The organism is Nocardia sp. NPDC050713, from assembly GCF_040654315.1.
Classification (GTDB): Bacteria; Actinomycetota; Actinomycetes; order Mycobacteriales; family Mycobacteriaceae; genus Nocardia.
Genome location: NZ_JBFAHS010000005.1, coordinates 129,714 through 148,414, shown reverse-complemented (window position 1 = coordinate 148,414; position 18,701 = coordinate 129,714). Strand labels below are relative to the sequence as shown.

The 18,701-nt window shown below is 67.7% G+C and carries 18 protein-coding genes and 1 tRNA gene; 2 read left to right on the top strand and 17 right to left on the bottom strand.

The genetic code is table 11. The features are described from left to right. Nucleotides 1-23 precede the first annotated feature (23 nt). From AB0H49_RS12100 to AB0H49_RS12065, 8 genes are all read right to left on the bottom strand, one after another. On the bottom strand, nt 24-488 hold the full coding sequence (locus tag AB0H49_RS12100; protein ID WP_357250370.1) for an SMI1/KNR4 family protein: 465 nt from the start codon (nt 486-488) through the stop codon (nt 24-26). Beyond that, nucleotides 481-1,935, bottom strand: a complete 1,455-nt coding sequence (locus tag AB0H49_RS12095; RefSeq protein ID WP_357250367.1) for a deaminase domain-containing protein — start codon at nt 1,933-1,935, stop codon at nt 481-483. The genes AB0H49_RS12100 and AB0H49_RS12095 overlap by 8 nt, the downstream gene beginning before the upstream one ends. 5 nt (nt 1,936-1,940) lie before the next feature. Beyond that, complete coding sequence (locus AB0H49_RS12090; protein WP_357250364.1) at nt 1,941-2,240, bottom strand: WXG100 family type VII secretion target; 300 nt, start codon at nt 2,238-2,240, stop codon at nt 1,941-1,943. Further along, the gene (locus AB0H49_RS12085; protein ID WP_357250361.1) at nt 2,240-2,539 is read right to left on the bottom strand and encodes a WXG100 family type VII secretion target; all 300 of its coding nucleotides are present in this window, start codon (nt 2,537-2,539) and stop codon (nt 2,240-2,242) included. Before AB0H49_RS12085 ends, AB0H49_RS12090 begins: the two co-directional genes overlap by 1 nt. Nucleotides 2,540-2,746: 207 nt before the next feature. Further along, a complete protein-coding gene (locus AB0H49_RS12080; RefSeq protein ID WP_357251029.1) occupies nt 2,747-3,142 on the bottom strand; it encodes a hypothetical protein in 396 nt (131 codons plus the stop codon). 227 nt (nt 3,143-3,369) lie between these two features. Further along, a tRNA-Leu gene (locus tag AB0H49_RS12075) sits at nt 3,370-3,443 on the bottom strand. 127 nt (nt 3,444-3,570) lie between these two features. Further along, a complete protein-coding gene (locus tag AB0H49_RS12070) occupies nt 3,571-5,049 on the bottom strand; it encodes an amino acid permease (protein WP_355001999.1) in 1,479 nt (492 codons plus the stop codon). A gap of 58 nt (nt 5,050-5,107) precedes the next feature. Then, a complete protein-coding gene (locus AB0H49_RS12065) occupies nt 5,108-6,574 on the bottom strand; it encodes a peptide MFS transporter (protein ID WP_357250357.1) in 1,467 nt (488 codons plus the stop codon). A 194-nt stretch (nt 6,575-6,768) separates the two neighbouring features. Here AB0H49_RS12065 and AB0H49_RS12060 point away from each other — a divergent pair, with 194 nt between their 5' ends. Further along, a complete protein-coding gene (locus tag AB0H49_RS12060; protein WP_355002001.1) occupies nt 6,769-7,236 on the top strand; it encodes an SRPBCC family protein in 468 nt (155 codons plus the stop codon). Here the strand turns inward: AB0H49_RS12060 and AB0H49_RS12055 are convergent. Next, the gene (locus tag AB0H49_RS12055) at nt 7,212-8,138 is read right to left on the bottom strand and encodes an alpha/beta fold hydrolase (RefSeq protein ID WP_357250353.1); all 927 of its coding nucleotides are present in this window, start codon (nt 8,136-8,138) and stop codon (nt 7,212-7,214) included. The two genes, AB0H49_RS12060 and AB0H49_RS12055, sit on opposite strands and share 25 nt — an antisense overlap. Nucleotides 8,139-8,244: 106 nt before the next feature. On the opposite strand from AB0H49_RS12055, the gene AB0H49_RS12050 reads away from it, so the two are divergent. Beyond that, complete coding sequence (locus AB0H49_RS12050) at nt 8,245-8,802, top strand: TetR/AcrR family transcriptional regulator (protein WP_357250350.1); 558 nt, start codon at nt 8,245-8,247, stop codon at nt 8,800-8,802. Nucleotides 8,803-8,987: 185 nt separating this feature from the next. Here AB0H49_RS12050 and AB0H49_RS12045 read toward each other — a convergent pair whose 3' ends face one another. From AB0H49_RS12045 to AB0H49_RS12010, 8 genes are all read right to left on the bottom strand, one after another. Then, nucleotides 8,988-9,935: a Ppx/GppA phosphatase family protein gene (locus tag AB0H49_RS12045; RefSeq protein ID WP_357250347.1), complete on the bottom strand. Its 948-nt coding sequence runs from the start codon at nt 9,933-9,935 to the stop codon at nt 8,988-8,990. Beyond that, on the bottom strand, nt 9,928-10,455 hold the full coding sequence (locus AB0H49_RS12040; protein WP_357250344.1) for a DUF501 domain-containing protein: 528 nt from the start codon (nt 10,453-10,455) through the stop codon (nt 9,928-9,930). The genes AB0H49_RS12045 and AB0H49_RS12040 overlap by 8 nt, the downstream gene beginning before the upstream one ends. Further along, nucleotides 10,452-11,096, bottom strand: coding sequence for a septum formation initiator family protein (locus AB0H49_RS12035; protein WP_357250341.1), 645 nt, complete (start codon nt 11,094-11,096; stop codon nt 10,452-10,454). Before AB0H49_RS12035 ends, AB0H49_RS12040 begins: the two co-directional genes overlap by 4 nt. Before the next feature lie 71 nt (nt 11,097-11,167). After that, nucleotides 11,168-12,454, bottom strand: coding sequence for a phosphopyruvate hydratase (eno, locus tag AB0H49_RS12030; protein ID WP_355002007.1), 1,287 nt, complete (start codon nt 12,452-12,454; stop codon nt 11,168-11,170). A 124-nt stretch (nt 12,455-12,578) separates the two neighbouring features. Further along, entirely contained in the window at nt 12,579-13,304 is a 726-nt protein-coding gene (locus tag AB0H49_RS12025) for a lytic murein transglycosylase (protein ID WP_355002008.1), read from the bottom strand. 97 nt (nt 13,305-13,401) lie between these two features. Beyond that, nucleotides 13,402-16,203: an ATP-binding cassette domain-containing protein gene (locus AB0H49_RS12020; protein WP_357250337.1), complete on the bottom strand. Its 2,802-nt coding sequence runs from the start codon at nt 16,201-16,203 to the stop codon at nt 13,402-13,404. Nucleotides 16,204-16,220: 17 nt separating this feature from the next. Continuing rightward, nucleotides 16,221-17,150: an ABC transporter permease gene (locus tag AB0H49_RS12015; RefSeq protein WP_357250334.1), complete on the bottom strand. Its 930-nt coding sequence runs from the start codon at nt 17,148-17,150 to the stop codon at nt 16,221-16,223. Beyond that, entirely contained in the window at nt 17,147-18,676 is a 1,530-nt protein-coding gene (locus AB0H49_RS12010; protein ID WP_357250331.1) for an ABC transporter substrate-binding protein, read from the bottom strand. Before AB0H49_RS12010 ends, AB0H49_RS12015 begins: the two co-directional genes overlap by 4 nt. Nucleotides 18,677-18,701: the final 25 nt, after the last annotated feature.

The window sequence follows — 18,701 nt, the reverse complement described above, 5'->3', positions numbered from 1 at the left end:
GACGGCCCACCGGCAAGTGACTCTCACTTGTCTGCTGACATCCGCACCTCCAGTGCGTGTTGGAGAAACGCCAGCAATGACTTTGCAAGCATCCTGACCTCCGGGTTACCTTCTTGATACGTAAATACTGCCGGGGATTCAGGTTCGAAGAAATATACCTTGTAACCTTGGTGATGGCCAAAGAAGAAACGATTCTCAAGGGACAGCGACTCGCCGTCCCCACTGGCGACATCGATCGCAGCTTCTCGGGCTTCCAGCGATCTGGGATAGAAAATGTCGGTGCCTTCGAACAGCTCTCCGGCCCTCCTGCCCATTACCTGTAAGAATGCAAGATACTGGTCCGGTAGGCGAAATGAACCGGCCCTGGAAGATACATCTTCTATTTCGCTGACCGAACATCCCACGATCTCATCTTCTGACGCGACTCCAGAAGCCAACAATTCTTGACGCAGGTGCTTCATGCCTTCGAAGTTCCTGTCATTACTCACTGGTTACGTTTACCTTCACTCCGGGAAATTGTTCTTCGAACTGTTTTATTACACTTAAGCAGGCATTACATGGTTTCCGTTCAGTATACAGTTCGATGGTACCCTTCGAATCGGGACTGAGTTGCTGAGCGAGAGTCTCCAGAAGCTTGTACTCGGAATCAGTTGGTCGTACAACATCACCATCCTCGGACACGGGTGTGAACATCGTTTTGTCAGGAACGCCTACTGTCCCGGCGGGGGAATTCTTTCCGCTCACCGCGTCCAGCGAAACACTCTGTCCGTCGACCTGACCGCGGATCACTGCGACATTTCGGGTAGCCGCTATGGTTTGACCGCTCGCAGCAAGCCGGTCACGTACCTCCTGAGCTTCCTGCTTGCCGTTGAATGCTGGGTCCGTTCCTGGCTGGCCAGGTCTTGGCGAGTCCACCGTGGTGACAACTATCGGCAGCTCGACGATGGCCAGGAGGTCGCCGTTTGTCAGCGTGGGTGTGGTGAAAGTGAGGGCGCTAAGGGTGGTGAGGAATGTATTGGCGGGCCCGGCTATGGCCCAAGCCGCGTCGTTGAGGAAGTCGATATCTATCTCGACTTTGTTGTCGTTGGGCGACTGCTGCTTGCTCGGCGCCTTTTCCTTCGCTGGTTGCTCTTTGACATTCACCATCGAACGCCCGATCGATATGGCGGTGACGGCAACTACCGCTGCGAACTGGGTATTGATGTCCGCGCGCATTTTCGCCAACGCCGTGTTGTGGGCCTCGACTGAATTGGCGATGTCGTGCGCGGCGGTGCGGATTTCGCGGAGTTTGTCTGCGAGCTTGCGGAGGTTGGCTGTGTGGTTCGGGATGTCGTCCGGGACTTTAGGTCCGAAGCCTTGTTCCAGCCCGGAGGCAACGGTTAGTAGTCGTGCCACGCCGTATTCGAGAGGGTCTGAATTGGCGAAGGTCTTCCACATGGTTGCGGCGCGTGCGAGTTTGTCGGTATCTCCGTCGGGGACTTGGCCACCGGCCACAAGCGTGGTGACCTTGTCCTGCAGTTCGATCCAATCTGTCTGAAGTCCGTTGGTATAGGCTCCTGACGACGCAATTCCGACGACCGTGCCCGTGCCGTAGGGTAGCTCGGACGGGATGCCGGTGGGCAATGACGGTGGGTCGCCTTTGTTGGAATTGCGGTTGGCTGTGTATTCTGCGGCCTTCCAGTTGTAACTGGACGCAGTCAGTATGTCCCCGTAGTGTTGCAGGGCTCGCGCGAAGTTGGTCGCGACCATTGTCAATGCGGCGGCACGGTCGTCGTAGGGCTTCGACCACGACTTGACTGCTTCATAGCCGCCGGCCATCGAATTTGTTTCTAAGAGTACGGTTTGCGGCGTTTCGTAAACGGTTTGAAACTTCTCCGACAAGTCGTAGCATGCCGTGGCCGCGCTTTCATAGGACTGTGGCGAGACTGCGGCCATAGGCGTCAGCCACCGCTCATTCTCAAGTTGGCCTTCCCTGCCGCGCTGTAGGCGTCGCGGGCGGTGACGGCGGCGTTGTACATCTGGGTGAGTCCTTCGATTACCGTGGCAGCCCCGGCAGCCCATTCTCGGTAGGCTTGCTCTTGAGCGTCGGCAGCGGCCCCCTGCCAGTTTTGCTGGATGGATGCGATTCGGTTGTTGATGCCGTCGAGGCTTTCGGTGAGGAAGCCGATGAATCCATTGGCGCGGCTGATGAGCTGGTCCAACTCATCGATGTCGAAGGTGAAGTCGCGGGAGTCGTCCATCACATGTTCAACTGCGGTAGGTCGAGCGAGCTCAAAGCATCGGAGTTCGAGATATCCTGACCGACAACAGCTTTGCTTGCGATGCCCAGAAGTTCGCCCATCGTCGCAAGGGCGTTCAGTACGTCTGCGGCACCCTTCTTGGTTTCAGTCCAGCCGTCCCCGAACGCCTCTGCGGCCGCACCGCTCCAATTGTCGAGGACAGTCGATACCTCGCGGTCGAGCGTGCCGAGCCCGTTGATCAGGGACTCCGCGACCTGCTGGATATAGACACCGGCATCGGTCACCTCGCCCGGTACCATCGTGAAAACTGTTCCAGGCGTATTATTTTCACCCGCCACGCGTCCCCCAATCTCAGGCCAACGGGCCAGCCTAGTCGCGGCAGCGTGGGGCTGCAACAGACGAGGTTTCAACCAAAGGACTCGAGCCCAGCCAGCACCTCGGGCGTCACCGGTGGGTCATCGAACGCACCATCGCCTGGCTTGGTGCCCTTCTTCACACCACCGCTCTCATCGACCACCAGGATCCGCCCCGACGTCGCCGAGATGCTCGATCACGTAGTCGCGCAGGTCATCTCGCAAACCGTCGTAATCGACCACCGCTGCCGCCAGCAGACGCTGCATCGCGTCCGGGCTTGTGTCGCCGGCGTGTTCGGCCAGCGTCCAGCAGTTCTTGTTCGGCAACTCCGACATCATCCCCGCCAGCATCCTCGCGCCGGTCCGGCGGGTTTCCACCCGCGCGAATCGGGCACCGATACGCCCGGTCAACTCCTCGAACTCCCGCTGCCACCGCTCAGGGTCTACGATGACAGCCACGGCCACCGACAATTCAGTTGTGTCACACACAAACACGACATGATCACGCAGTGGCCGCTCCACATCCAACCCGCTGACCAGCAACATCATCGATCACGAAGTCCGGCTGGAGTACTAACCCCGTCTGGGAACTTGCCGCCCAGATTTACGTTCTCGACCTCCTGAACACCCTCGTTCTTCGTGAGATGTTCCTTTGTTGCAACCTGATCCGGCCCACCCCTGCGTCCAGGACGCCCGCCTCGCGCGGCGGGCTCATAGTGTATCCGGCGGTATTCGTCATATGTGCCCCGAGCTGTGTCAATGCGGGAGTTGTCTCGTGCCCCCAGTCGGACTCGAACCGACACTGAATGGATTTTAAGTCCACTGCCTCTGCCAATTGGGCTATAGGGGCGTGTGGTCAGCCTACCGACTCGTACGGCTGTACCGGAATTGGTGGCGCGGCGGGTCTCGGGTTGTGGGATCGGCGGGGGTTCAGGATACGCCGTGCCCCGCCGAATGGGCGGGGCACGGCGATCGGGTTATTCGGCGAGACTCTTGCCGAGTACGGAGTTCCTGCGGCTGTAGGCGAAGTAGACCACGAAGCCGAGGAGCATCCAGACGATGAAGCGCAGCCAGGTCTCGACCGAGAGGTTGAGCATGAGCCACAGGCAGGACAGCACACCGAGGATCGGGACGAGCGGCACCAGCGGGACGCGGAAGCCGCGCGGCAGGTCGGGGCGGGTGCGACGCAGGACGAGCACGCCGAGCGAGACCAGCACGAAGGCGAACAGCGTGCCGATGTTGACCATTTCCTCCAGGGTGCCGAAGTCCACGAAACCGGCGAGCACCGCGCAGGCCACGCCGACGATGACGGTCAGCCGGACGGGCGTGCCCTTGGACCCGGTGTGCGCGAGCGGCTTGGGCAGCAGCCCGTCGCGCGCCATGGCGAACAGCACGCGGGTCTGCCCCAGGTACATCACCATGACGACGGTGGTCAGGCCGGCGAGCGCGCCGATGGAGATGATGTTCTTCGCCCAGTCCGCGCCGTGCAGCGCGAAAGCCGTCGCCAGCGTCGCGTCATCGCCGGACAGTTCGGTGTAGGGAACCATGCCGGTGAGCACCAGCGAGACGGCGACGTAGAGCACCGTGACGATCAGCAGCGAGCCGAGGATGCCGCGCGGCACGTTGCGCTGCGGGTCCTTGGTCTCTTCCGCGGTGGTGGCGACCACGTCGAACCCGATGAACGCGAAGAACACCAGGCTGGCCGCCGCGAGCAGGCCGTACCAGCCGAAGTTGCTGTTCCCGGCGCCGGTCAGGAAGGAGAACAGCGACTGGCGGATGCCCTCGCCGCCCGCGCCCGACTCGGACGGCGGGATGTAGGGCGAGAGGTTCGACTTGTCGAAGTAGGTCACGCCGACGACGAGCACCACGGCGATGACGCCGAGCTTGATCGCGACCGCGATCGCCGACACCCTGGACGACAGCTTGGTGCCGACGGCGAGCAGCACGCCGAGCACCGTGATCAGGCTGACCGCGCCCCAGTCGAAGGTGACCGGCCCGAGGTCCACGACCGCGGGCCCGGTACCCATCACCTGCCCGAGGTACTGCGACCAGCCCTTGGCCACCACCGCGGCCGCGAGCGCGAACTCGAGGATCAGGTCCCAGCCGATGATCCACGCGGCGAGCTCACCGAAAGTGGCGTAGGAGTAGGTGTAGGCGCTGCCCGCCACCGGCACGGTGGAGGCGAACTCGGCGTAGCACAGCGCGGTGAGGCCGCACGCGATGGCGGCGAACACGAAGGCCAGCGAAACCGACGGTCCCGCAACGTTTCCCGCGGTGCGAGCGGTGAGGGTGAAGATGCCCGCGCCGACGACGACGGCGACACCGAAGATGGTGAGGTCCCAGGCGGTCAGATCTTTGCGTAGTTTCGAGTCTGGCTCGTCGGTATCGCGAATCGATTGCTCGACGGATTTGGTTCGGAATAGGCCATCTCGCCGAGACGAGCTCGAAATCGCCACGTGTTCTCCTTAAACATGATGAGGCAGGACGCCGGGGTTGCCGGGTGCCGCCGGTTTGCTAGTGGACGCCGGCCATGTAGCGACTGATCCACGGTCCCAGTGCCGCGACGATCAGTCCCACCGCTATCGCCACGGCCCCGGTGATGCCAAAGTAGGCGACTTCGTGCTCAGGGGCGTAAAAACGAGCAAGAACGCCCGACATCGACGTACCAATACCGACGGAAAAGAAGTACAACGCCATCATTTGCGCCCGGAACGCCTCGGGGGCGAGCTGGGTGGTGACCGCGAGCCCGATCGGTGAGAGCAACAGCTCGGAGATAGCGAACCCGGCCATGATCACCAGAACCGCCAACGCGGGCACGGACTTGTCGTCGAATCCGGCGAGCGGCACGAACAGCAGGAACGACAGACCCATGCCGACGACGCCCAGCGCGAACTTGCGCGGCGTGCTCGGCGCGCGGTTGCCGAGCTTGGTCCACAGCAGCGCGAACAGCGGCGAGAGCGTGATGATCCACACCGGCTCCACCGAGCCGATCCAGCTGGAGGGGGCGGTCCAGCCGAAGATGGTCCAGTCCATCCGCTCGTCGGAGTAGACGGCCAGCACCGTGAAGATCTGCTGGAACAAGGACCAGAACACCGCGTTGGCGAGGAACAGCGGGATGAACGCCCGCACCCTGCTGCGCTCGACGGGTGCGACCTTGGCGCTGGTGAGCATGATGGCGAAATACCCGAGCGAGGCGACGGCAATCACCACCGTCGTCGCCTCGGGCAGGGTCTCCAGCGTGACCAGCCCGGTCGCGAAGACCACGACGACGATCACCGCGGCACCGAGCGCCACACCGACGGCGGGCCAGATCGCACTGCGCGGCAGCGGGTTCGGCACCTCGCGGCCCGCGCTACCGAGGTTGCGCCGGAAGACCACGTACTGGGTGAGGCCGAGCGCCATGCCGAGGGCGGCGGCGCCGAAGCCGTAGTGGAAGCCGAGATGGGTCTGCAGCAGGCCGGTCAGCAGCGGTCCGGTGAACGCGCCGATGTTGATGCCGAGGTAGAAGAGCGTGAAACCGCCGTCGATGCGGGCGTCGTCTTTCGGGTAGAGCGTGCCGAGCAGCGAGGAGGCGTTCGCCTTGAGCGCGCCGCTGCCCAGCGCGACCGAGACCAGACCTACCCCGACCCCGGTCAGCCCCGGCAGCACGGCGAGGGCGATGTGCCCGGCCATGACGACCACGCCGCCGTAGAAGACGGTTCGTTCCATCCCGAGCAGCCGGTCGGCGATCCAGCCGCCGAGCACGGTGGACAGGTACACCAGACCGCCGTAAGCGCCGACGATGCCGACGCCGGTGCTCTGCGCCAGCCCGAGGCCGCCGTCGGTCACCGAGTAATACAGGTAGTAGCCGAGGATCGTGAGCATGCCGTAGAAGGAGAAACGCTCCCACAGCTCCACGCCGAACAGGTTCGCCAACCCGATCGGATGGCCGAACAGAGTCCGAGCCGGGATCGGCCGCTCGGATTCCACTACTTGGGACATGCCCAGCACCTTGACACAAATTGCAACTGTGCAGCAACTCACCCGTTCCGACACGTTGGGGCGGCGTTTGCCCACGGCAGGGATAGCGGAGGCGCATTGCCGGGCGACGGCAGAGGTTCCCGCCTACCCTGAAGAGACGGACGAGCGAGATCCCAGCAACGCGACAGTCGGAGCCGGAAGGAAGCGATGCGCACATGTTGGATGCCGAACTGACCGTGCCGGTCGACCCCGAGCAGGCCTTCGCCGTCCTAGCCGACGGCTGGTTGTATTCCAGCTGGGTGGTCGGGGCCTCCCACATCAGGCAGGTCGACCCCGGCTGGCCCGATGTGGGCACCCGGATTCACCACAGCGTCGGTCTGTGGCCGCTGAACGTGCGCGACCACACCACCGTCCGCGACGTCGACCCACCGCGGATGATCGAGCTGGAGGCCCGCCTGTGGCCGGTCGGATCCGCCCGAATCTTGCTGGAACTCTCCGAGATTCAGCCCGGCACCACGCACATTCGGATGACCGAGCACGCCATGAGCGGGCCGGGCAAGCTGCTGCCGAGCCAATTGCAACGGGCGGCGCTGCGGCCGCGCAACCAGGAGTCGCTGCACCGGCTGGCCGCGCTCATCGTCGGGCGCGCCGACGAGCGCTATCGGCCGACGGGCCCGACGTAGGGCAGCACCACCGCGCAATCGGCGGGTCGCGCGGCGGCCGGGTCGAGCGCGTTCAACACCTCGCGCACGGCCACCGGGTCGGCCGTCAGTTCGTAGTGCTCGGTGTAATCCGTGGCGCACAGGTCCTGCAGGACGATGTTGCGGACATTGGGGCCGTCGAGCAGGCCGGTGGTATACGGCGTGGCGATCTGGTCGTATCGGGTGACGATGGTCGTGAAGTCGATGTCCGGGGCGATCGCGGGGTCGGGGTTGAGCACGTCCAGGAACGGCGATCCCGGCGACATCTGACACGGGCCGCACCGCTCGGCGACCTCCTCGCGCAGCCCGAACGCGTCCAGCACCGAGGAGAACAGCGCGTCGGTGCCGCTGAGCGTCGATCCGTGCAGCGGCGCGGCCAACGCGATGTAGTCATCGATGGTCGGCACGCCGCCGAGGTGATTGAGGTAGTAGAACGGGATCGCGCCGCCCATCGAGTGGCCGACGAGATCGATCTGCCGCGCGCCGGTCGCGGCCAGTACCCGGTCGACGAAGTCCGCGATCTGCCGCGCGCTGTCCGCGACCGGTGCGACGGCGCCGATCGGGCCGAGCGGGCCGGTGCCGTAGGTGGTGGAGAAGACGCAGTATCCGGCGGCGGCGAGCACCGGGGAGAGGGTGTTCCAGGTGATGGTGTCGTTGCTCAGCCCGTGCAGCAGCACCACCGGATTCGAATGCGCGTCGCTCGGTCGGCAGGACCAGTCGTTGGCGCCCGGCGGGGCCTGGTTCGGGCCGGTGAGCTGGGCGGCGAGTCCGGACAGATAGCTGTAGGTCGGTAGTTCCTCGGCCGCGGCCAGACCCGAGGGCCAGCCCGCCACCATGGCCACCGCGGCCGCGAGCACCGCGATCCATCGTCGGGAAATTCGCATGGTCGATCTCCTCGTGAGGTACCGTCGATCCGTCGTGACCGACCGGTCGGTCACACCGTAGCGGGTCGGTAGGATCTGCGATAGAGGGACGACGAAAGGGACCCGTATGCCACGTCCGGCCGAGCCAGGTCGCACCGCCCTGCTGACCGCGGGAGCCAGCGTCGCCGAGGACAAGGGGTTGCGCGGACTATCGATCAACGCGGTCGTAGAACTCGCCGGAATGGCGAAAGGCACTTTCTACCATCACTTTTCGGATCGACGGAGCTACGTCGTCGCGCTGCATCGCCGTTATCACGACGAGCTGACGCAGACCGTCGCCACCGCGATCGCCGATCTGCCACCCGGACCGGAGCGGTTGCGTGTCGGCGTTGTCGCCTACCTGGACGCATGCCTCGCGACCAAGGGGACGAAAGCCTTTCTCGCCCAATCCCGCACCGATACCGACCTGCTCGACGAGGTGCACGCCCGCAACCAGCTCGTCGCGGCATCGATCGAACCCGACCTCGTCGCGATCGGCTGGCCCGATCCCGGGGCCGTCGCCCACCTGTTGGTCGCGATGGTCGCGGAGATCGCGCTCAGCGAGTTGTACGGCGAGGGACCGCGCGCCGACCTCCGCTCGGCCGCGCTGCTGCTGATCGAATCACCGCGCGCGCGAGCCGAATAGGCGCCCGATGCGCGCCCGCGCGGCGAGGCCCGCGCCCGGCACCGGACGCACCGCGCGCACCGGGCCCGCGCCCGTCCAAAAGCTTTCGCCGCCAGTCCGCAGCTGCGCAGGGCTCGGCTCACGGCTGCGGCGCTTCGGGTGGGTGAGCGGTCGAGCCGATCAGGCGGGCGGTTGTCCGACGCCGATCAGGCGATGGACAGCGCGATGCCGTCCAGAATGTCGTGCTCGCTGACGATCAGTTCGGTGATGTTGGCGCGCCGAGACAGTTCGTAGGCGAGCACCTCGGTGATGACGGCGCCACCGCCGATCACGTCGACCCGCCCGGGGTGCATCGGGCCGAGCGCGGCGCGCTGGTCGTGGTTCATCCCGATCAGCCGGTCGCAGACCTCGCGGACCTGGTCCAGCGTGAGCGCGGTCAAATGCACCCGCTCCGAATCGTATTCGGGCAGGTCGAGGGCGACGGCCGCGATCGTGGTCATGGTGCCCGCGACGCCGACCCAGGTGTGCGCCTTCTCGACGGGCACCTTGGCGAAGGCCTCGGCGAGCCGCTCGGTGGCGAATTCGCGGGCGGCGGTGACCTGGTCGGCGGCGGGCGGGTCGCCGGGCAGGCAGCGCTCGGTGATGCGGACGCAGCCGATGTCGGCGGAGAACGCGGCGTGCACGCCGTCCGCGTCGCCGAAGACCAGCTCGGTGGAGCCCCCGCCCAGATCGACGACGACGAACGGACCTGCCGCGCTGGACAATTCGCCGATCGCGCCGGTGAACGACAGACGCGCCTCTTCGTCGCCGGTGATCACCTCGGCCTCCGCGCCAGGCACCACGGTGCCCAGTTCCGCGCGGGCCATGGCGAAGAAGTCCTCGCGGTTGGACGCGTCGCGGGTCGCGGAGGTGGCGACCATCCGCACCCGCGCGACACCGGCCTCCCGCATCATCGCGGCGTAATCCGCGAGCGCGACCCTGGTGCGTTCGATCGCCTCGGGCGCCAGCGAACCCGTCGCGTCCACGCCCTGGCCGAGCCGCACGATCCGCATCTCACGGTGCACGTCGGCGAGGCGGCCGTTCTCGAGCACGTCGGCGATCAATAGTCGGATGGAGTTCGTCCCGCAGTCGATGGCGGCGACCCGGTCACTCATGGTGTGCTCCGTCCTCGGGCTGATATGTCGGCCAGTCGGCCGGGATGGCGGTGCCGCGCAGTCCGTGATCGGCGGCCAGCGCCACCGCCTCGTCGCCGAACGGGTTGACGCCGGGCCCCTTGGCCAGGCTGTGCGCGATGAGCACGTGCAGGCACTTGACCCGTTCGGGCATGCCGCCGCCGGTGAAATCGGTGCCGAGGGATTCGATCGCGTTCCGCTCGGCCAGGTAGCTCTCGTGGGCGGCGCGGTAGGCCGCGGCCAGTTCCGGATCGCGGCCGAGGCGCTCGGTCATCTCGCGCATCACGCCCGCCGATTCCTGCCTGCTCGCCTCGGCGGTCAGCCGGGGATCGGTCAAGTAGTACAGCGTCGGGAAGGGAGTGCCGTCCGGCAGCCGCGGCGCGGTCTTGACCACCGCGGGCAGCCCGTCCGGTGTGCGGTAGGCGACGGCGAGCACGCCGCGCGGCGCACGGCCGAGCTGTTCGGCGATGATCTCGAGATCGCGGTCTGTCGGTGCGGTCACCTGGGTCCTTCCGGTCCTGGCGGGGCGGGCGTCGTCGATTCGGCTGCGGGCGCGGGCTGCGGTTCGGAGAGGGTGCGCCACAGATCCGTGTACCACGGGTCGGGCGCCTTCGACCGCGGCGGCGCGGCCGGACGCGGCGGCGCTTCGATACCGGGCACCTGCACGATGTAGGGCGTCTCCCCCGGCATCACCAGCCGCAACCGGTCCCTGGCCTCCGAACGGATGTAGGCCGGATCCTGTTGCTGCGCACGGCGATCCCGCAGCCGGGCCAGATCGGCCTCCAGCTCCCTGCGCTCCTGGGCCAGCTGCGCGGCCTCGGCGCGCTGGCTGAAGTAGGTGCGCATCGGCACGGACAGCGTCAGCGCCAGCGCGCACACCACGACCGCGAGAATCACCGCCTTGCCGGTGGACAAGCCGAGGATGGTGCGCTCGTGCTTGTCCGCCCCCGCGCGCGGGGCTATCTTGCGCGGTCGCGCCTTCTTCTCCGCGGTCTCGCCGCGCCTGCGCGTGCGCTTGACCGCGGCGGGGCGGGCCGCGGTCTCGGTGTCCGCGCCCGCCCTCGGGCGTGATCGAGCGGCGCGCGACGTGCGGCGGTCCCCGCGTCCGGCCGGACTGGTCCCACGCGCACGTCGCTCGGTCATGCCGCTCCCTGTATCAAATTGCGGTGCTCACGCGGGTTGCCCCTCCGTGCCCGTCGCTCGCACCGCGGCTGTCAGCCCTCGAACGCGAAGCGCGGGAACGCCACGTCACCCGCGTAACGGGCGGAGTCGCCCAGTGCGTCCTCGATGCGCAACAGCTGGTTGTACTTGGCGACCCGCTCGCTACGCGCGGGCGCGCCGGTCTTGATCTGGCCGCTGCCGACCGCGACGGCGAGATCGGCGATGGTGGTGTCCTCGGTCTCGCCGGACCGGTGCGACATCATCGTCTTGTAGCCGTTGCGGTGCGCCAGCTCGACCGCGTCCAGCGTCTCGGTCAGAGTGCCGATCTGGTTGACCTTCACCAGCAGCGCGTTGGCCGCGCCCTTGGTGATGCCTTCTTCCAGGCGCTCCGGATTGGTGACGAACAGGTCGTCGCCGACCAGCTGGATCTTGTCGCCGATCTGGTCGGTCAGCGCGACCCAGCCGTCCCAGTCGTCCTCCGACAGCGGGTCCTCGATGGAGACCAGCGGGTAGGCGGTGAGCAGGTCGGCGTAGAACTGGGCCATCTCGGCGGCCGTGCGCACCGCGCCCTCGAACTTGTAACCGCTGCCCGCGGTGTAGAACTCGGTGGCCGCGACGTCCAGCGCCAGCGCGACATCGCTGCCCAGCTTCAGGCCGGTCTTGGCGATCGCGGTGCTGATCAGGTCGAGCGCCTCGCGGGTGCCCGCCACGTCGGGGGCGAAGCCGCCCTCGTCACCCAGGCCGGTGGCCAGGCCCTTGGCCTTCAGCACCGACTTCAGCGCGTGGTAGACCTCGGCGCCCCAGCGCAGCGACTCCTTGAAGGTCGGCGCGCCGATGGGGGCGACCATGAACTCCTGGACGTCGACGCCGGTGTCGGCGTGCGCGCCACCGTTGAGGATGTTCATCATCGGGACCGGCAGCACGTGCGCGTTCGGACCGCCCAGGTAGCGGAACAGCTCCAGGCCCGAGGACTCGGCGGCGGCGCGCGCCACCGCGAGCGAGACGCCGAGCAGGGCGTTCGCGCCGAGGCGGGACTTGTCCGGGGTGCCGTCCAGGTCCAGCAGCGCTTGGTCGACGGTGCGCTGCTCGACCGCGTCCAGGCCGATGACGGCGGGCGCGATCTCGTCGAGGACGCCCTCGACGGCCTTCTGCACGCCCTTGCCCAGGTAGCGGTCGCCGCCGTCGCGCAGCTCGACGGCCTCGTGCTCACCGGTGGAGGCGCCGGACGGGACAGCGGCGCGGGTCAGCGTGCCGTCGTCGAGGGCGATCTCGACCTCGACAGTGGGGTTACCGCGCGAATCCAGGATTTCGCGTGCTCCGACCTGTTCGATGATGGCCACGAAAACGACACTCCTTCGGCTGCTGGCACGGTAGGTCTCACGGATGGGCCGTGCGGTGCCGAGCCTAGCGCCCCCGCCGCGTACGAGGTAACCGGCACTCCGGGGCACCGGTGCGGTCAGGCGCTCACACCCGGCGGCCGACGCTGTAGGCGGCGGCACGATCACGAACGGTCAGCAGGTAGCGGGTGGACTGGTTGTAGGTCATCAGCGCCTGCTGCCAACCGCGCTCGGAGGTGAGATCACCGCCGCTGGCGCACAGGTAGCGCGCGGCGGTGAGCGCGGCGTCATCGATGTTCTGCGGGTCGATCACGCCGTCGCCGTTGGCGTCGACGCCCCAGCGCTTCCAGGTTTCCGGGATGAACTGCAACGGACCGACCGCGCGATCGTAGGTCTGGTCACCGTCCAGTCTTCCGCCGTCGGTGTCACGGATCAGCGCGACGCCCGGTGAGCCGTCCAGCGGGATGCCGATGATCGGCGGGACGACGGTGCCGTGATCGTCGACGTCGGAACCGCGGTGCGTGCCGTGTTTGCTCTCCACACTGGCGATGCCCGCGAGGGTGGTCCACGCGATGCCGCAGCCGGGCCGCGACCTGGCCATCACCGCGGCGGCATAGCCGTACGCCTCCAGGGCGACATGCGGGATGCCGAGGGTGTCGGCCTGATCTCCCGCCCAGCCGCGCAATTGCAGTGCGGTGCGGCCGGGTCCGTCCACGTCGATCAGCGGCAGCGGGGAGCCGGGGCCGGGCGGAATACCTTCCGGGATGGGCGGCAGATCGGGGCCGATGCCGCAACCGGCGAGCACCAGGGCCAGCAGTGCGGCGGCGACAGCGCCGGTCTTCTTCGGGAGCACTCTTCCATCATCCAGATCCGCGGCGGTGCTCCCGTTTCGCCGGTCGCGAAGATCACCCGCGATCGTTCGCGGACGGCGGTGAGGCGCGCGTCACCGCTCAAACCAGCAGATCATGGGTGGCCTGTTCGACGGGATTGGCGAGTACTTCGGCGGTGCGACCGGATTCGACGATGCGACCCTGATCGAGCACGACCAGTTCGGCGCAGTGTCCGGCCACCAGATTCATGTCGTGAGTGATCACCAGCAGGGCGGTGCCGCGGTCGGCGCGAATCCGGTCCAGCAGGGCCATGATCGAGGCCGCGGTCGCGTGATCGAGGGCCGAGGTGATCTCGTCGCAGATCAGCACCGAGGGCTCGGCGGCGAGGGCACGGGCGAGCGCCACCCGCTGACGTTGGCCGCCGGACAGTTCGTGCGGGTACCGCGCCGCCAATGCCGCGGGCAGCTCCATCGCGTCGAGTAGTTCGGTGATCCGTTGCGGTGCCGCGCTTTTCCGGACGCGCGCGACACGGCGCAGCGGCCTGCCGAGGGTTTGGGCGACGGTGCGACGCGGGTTCAGCGCGGACATCGGGTTCTGCGGAACGAGTTGAATGCCGTTGCCGCCGCGCCCGATTCGCCGCTTACCGCCGATCTCGATCGGATTGTCCGCCACGAGGAGCGAACCGCCCTCGGCCGCGCGGAGACCGGCGATCACCCTGGCGAGGGTGGTCTTGCCCGCGCCGGAAGCGCCGACGACCGCGAGCGCGGAGCCCGCGGTGAGCGCGAGGTCGATGTCGGCGAGCACTTGGTGTTCGCCGATCGTGGCGCTGATTCCGCTGGCGCGCAGGGCGATCGGGGGCTGTGAGTCGCGGAGCGCGGCAGTCTCCGGTTCGGCCGACTGTGTCGCCGCTGCATCCGGCCGTGCGGTGGATGCCTCGAGCGGGCGGGCATCCGGTCCGGTCTCGCTGCCGTCTGCGCTCGGCAGGTTCGGCCCTGTCGCGGCAGCGGCGGAGGCAGTGCCTGCGTCCGGGCGTGCGGAGGAATCGGCATCGGCGGTCTCGTTGTCGGCCGCGGTGGTGTCGGCATCCGCGTGGGCGCGGGCAGTGCAACCCCCATCGTGCGCCGCGGAGCCGGTGCGGTTTGTCGCCTCGGCGATGCCTTCGCACAGTGGACCTGCGTCGGTTTGCGGCGCGGCGGTGGGCCACGGCGGAAAATGGCGGTCCGCGTGGGAATCCGGCGCGGCGGTGCGGCGCGGAGGCGTGCCGATCTCGATCACCTGGTCGGCGATGGCGTGGATGGCGGCGGTGTCGTGGCCGGAGAGGAGGATCGTGGTTCCGCGGTTCGCGAGATCGCCCAAGAGGGTGCCGATTTCGGAGCGTAGTGCGCCGTGCAGTCCCGCCAGCGGTTCATCGAGCACCAGAACGTCGCTGCGGCGGACCAGGGCTCTGGCCAGGGCGACCCGGCGTTGCTGACCGCCTGATAGTTCGGCCGGGCGGCGGCGCAGGTGCTCGGCGGAGAGGCCGACCGCCGCCAAGGCTTCGACAAGGGCGGATTCGGAGCGATCCTGCGCGACTTCGGCGAGCAGGGTTCGCACGCGCATGAGCGGATTCAGCGCGGAGCCGGGGTCTTGGCCGACGTAGGTGATACGCGTACGCCGAAAATGCCGCAGCTCGGCCGGATCCAGTGCGAACACCTTCTGTTCGGCCACCGTGACCGTGCCCGCGGTCAGGACCGCTCCGGGCGGCAAGTGGCCCAGCAGCGCCCGCATCAGGGTCGTCTTGCCCGATCCCGACGGACCGGTCAGCGCGGTTACCGTGCCCGGCCGCATCCGCAGGGAAACAGGCTCGACCAACTCCTGCCCGGCCGGCCCTCGCACGAAGAGGCCGTCGACGATCACGAGCGCGTCCGGTTCGCTGCCGCCGTCGTGCGAGTTGCCACCGTCGTCCGATACAGCGGACACACCGTCAACCCTGACATCGTCCGGCACGGCAAATCGACCGTTGTCCTTGCCCGTGACCTCCGACAGCTTCGCGGCCGCCGAACCCACGGCGACATCGGTCCCCTCGTCGAACACCGTGCTCGCAGCCGGGCCGGGGCCGTCACCCTGCCGGACACCCGCCGTATCGATCATCGCCGATACCCGTCTGCCGCGCCCGAATTCGGTGACCGCGAGGTTCACGCTCACGGCGACGACGGCGATGGCGAGGCTCGGCGCGAGGACCGACCACGGGTTGAGCAGCATGCCGGAGGCGTTGTCGCGGACCATGACCGCCCAGTTGCTCGCGCCGAGGGTGGTGGGCAGGTGCAGGAAGGAGGCGGTGCTGACCAGGTAGACGGCGGCGACGAAGCGCAGGCCGAGTTGGGCGGCGAGCACTTCGCGCAGATTCGGCAGGACCTCACGAAAGACCAAGTGGGCGAGAGTTTCTCCGCTCGCGCGCGCCGCTTCGACGTAGCCGGTGGCCGCGACGCCCGCCGCGGCGGCGGCGAAGACCCGTGCGCAGTACGGCGCTCCGAACAGCAGCGCGACCGCGATCAGTCCGTAAACACCCGCGTCCGGCCAGGTCGTGAGGACGAGCAGGATGCCGAGCACCGCCGGGACCAGCATCGCGAGATCGGTCGCGGTCTCGATCACCGCGCCGACCCGCGCCCGCAGTGCGGCGACCGCGCCGAGCACGCTCGACACCGCCGTCACCAGCACGGCGATCACGGCGGCGAGCAGCAGCAGACCCCAACCCCCGTACAGCAGATGGCTCAGCACATCGCGGCCGAGCCGGTCGGTGCCGAGCGGGGCGTCGGCGCCCGGGTCGGCGAACGGTATGCCCACTGCCTGCTCGGCGGACCGCGGCGCGAGCGCGGGGCCGACCGCGGCGATCAGGATCACCAGCAGACCGGGCAGCACCATCAGCAGTCGTAGCCGCGTCATCGCATTCCCCCTCCAACTCATCGCCGTCCCCGCAACGACCAGGCGCGAATTCCGTCGGCCACCGCCAGCATCAGCATGATGACCACTCCCGACAGCGCGACCACCGCCGCGACCACCGACGTGTCGCGATCGGCCACCGACCCGGCGAGCACCGCGCCGAGACCCGGGTAGTTGAAGATGGTCTCGACCACCAGCGCGCCGCCCAGCAGCATGCCGACGGTGGTGGCGAAGCTGGCGACGATGGTCGGCGCGGCGAACGGCAGCAGGTAGCGGGACAGCACGTGCGGCGTCGAAAGTCCGTCCAGCACCGCGCTTTCGACGTGCGGCGCGCGGGCGGCGTCGGCCAGCGCGGCGCGCACCACCCGGGTGTTCCAGCCGATCTGCGGGATGGCCAGCGCGAGCACCGGCAGCACCAGCATGTCCGCGCTCACCGGGAAGCCGGAGCGGCCGGTGATGGTGACCGCGGGCAGCCAGCCCGTCGCCAACGAGAACACCATGATCAGCAAGGTCGCCAGGACGAACTCGGGAACGGCCGCCGCGACCGTGCTACCCGGCTGCAACACCCGCGCGGCGACGCCTCGGGAGCGCGTCGCCCACCAAGCGCCGAGCAGCACCGAGGCCAGGACCGTCACCGTCAGCGCTATGCCGCCGAGCAGCAGGGTCGGCGGAAACTTGGCCGCGAGCAGTTCGTTGATCGACCTGCCGCGCGCGGTACGACCGAAATCGCCGGTCGCGACACCGGATATCCAGTCCAGGAACCGTACGACGATCGGCCGGTCGAGTCCGAGCTCGCGCTCCTTCGCCGCGACCTGCTCCGGCGTCGCCTCCCTGCCGAGGACCGCGCGGGCGGTATTGCCCGGCAACAGATCCACGGCCACGAACACCGCGGCGAGCAGCGCGAGCAGCAAGGCGACGCGCCGGAGCAGAAGTCGGGCGAAGGTCGTCACGCCAGCCAGACCCGTTCGAGCTGCACCCGCCCGAAGCCACCGAGCGTCGGCAGGTCACGCACCGCGCTGGTGGCGATATCGATGCCGTCGGCCATGCCCCACACCAGGTAGCCGCCGCGCTCGTGCTGGATGGCTTGCACACGGCGACTGGCCTTTTCGAGCTCGGCCGGGTCGGCGGCGGCCAGCGCCGCGGCCGTCGCCGCATCGAATTCGGTGTCCTTGAAGGCGGTTTCGTTGCGATTGGAGCCGCTGGACATGAGTTTGCTCGCGTAGAACATCGTCGAATCGTTGGTGCCCCAGGAGACGGTGTAGAGCGGGGCCTGCAACCAGGTGCGGTCGTAGAAGGCGTTGGACTCCTGCTCGACCACGTCCAACCGGAGACCGATCTCGGCGAGCTGGGTGGCGATCACCTTCGCCGACTCGACCTCGCCAGGCGCCTCCGGCTTGGTCACCAGCGGGTAACTGCGTCCGGTGTCGAAATTCGCCTCGCGCAGCAGGGTTTTCGCGCGCTCGATATCGCGCGTGCGCTGCGGGATGCTCGCGTCGTACGTCGGGTCCGCCGTACCCATTATGTCGTTGGCGATCGTGCCGTAGCCCGAATGCACCTGATCCACCAACGCCTTTCGATCGACGCCGAGCCGCACCGCGGTGCGCACCCGCGGATCGGCGAACGGACCGTCGGCGGTGCGCATCGCCACGCCGAGCATGGTGTCGTTCGCGCGCCGCACCACTCGAAGATCACCGCGACCCTCCGCGGTGCGCCCCGCGATCGCGCCGACGTTGGACGCCAGATCGATCTGCCCGCCGAGCACCGCATTACCCAGTGCCGTCACGCTTTCGAACATCGTCACCTCGATGGCGTCGAGCAACGGCAGTCGCGGTTCCGCGCCCGCGCCGTGCCAGTTCTCGTTGCGCACCAGCCGGGCGTTGCCGCCTTGGAAGGACTCGAGCCGGAACGGACCGGTGCCGTTCGCCTTGGTGAAGTCCGTAGTGTCCTTTCTCACAGTAAACGTCATCAGCCGAATCAGCAGTGGCAGTTGGGAATTCGGCTCCGGGACGGTGAGCGCGACCCGGTTCGGGCCGTCGGCGGTGATGTCCTCGGCCGCGACGGGCATCTTCGACGCGCCGCCCACCGAGCGCAATCTGCGCAGCGACCACACCACGTCCTCGGCAGTAACCGGCGCTCCGTCGTGGAAGGTGGCGCCCTCCGCTACGGTGAACGCCCAGCGCCGCTGCGCCGCATCCGGCTCCCACGAAGTCGCAAGGCGCGCAGCGGTATTCGGCTCGGCGGACGGCACGGTCAATGCGTCGTAGACAAGCGATGTGATCAGAAAATCGCTGTCGTTGCTGAGGTTCGCGTGCGGGTCGCGTTCGATGCGCGCCGCGGTGCCGAGCGCGCCGACACGCAGGGTTCCGCCGCGCCGCGCGGGGCCGCTCGGATCGACACTGTCGGTACAGGCCGCGACAAAAAGTAGCGCTCCGACTCCGGCGCTCGAGCGCAGAAGTTGCCGTCGGTTGAAACCCATCCGTGCCGCCTTCCCTCATCGTTCA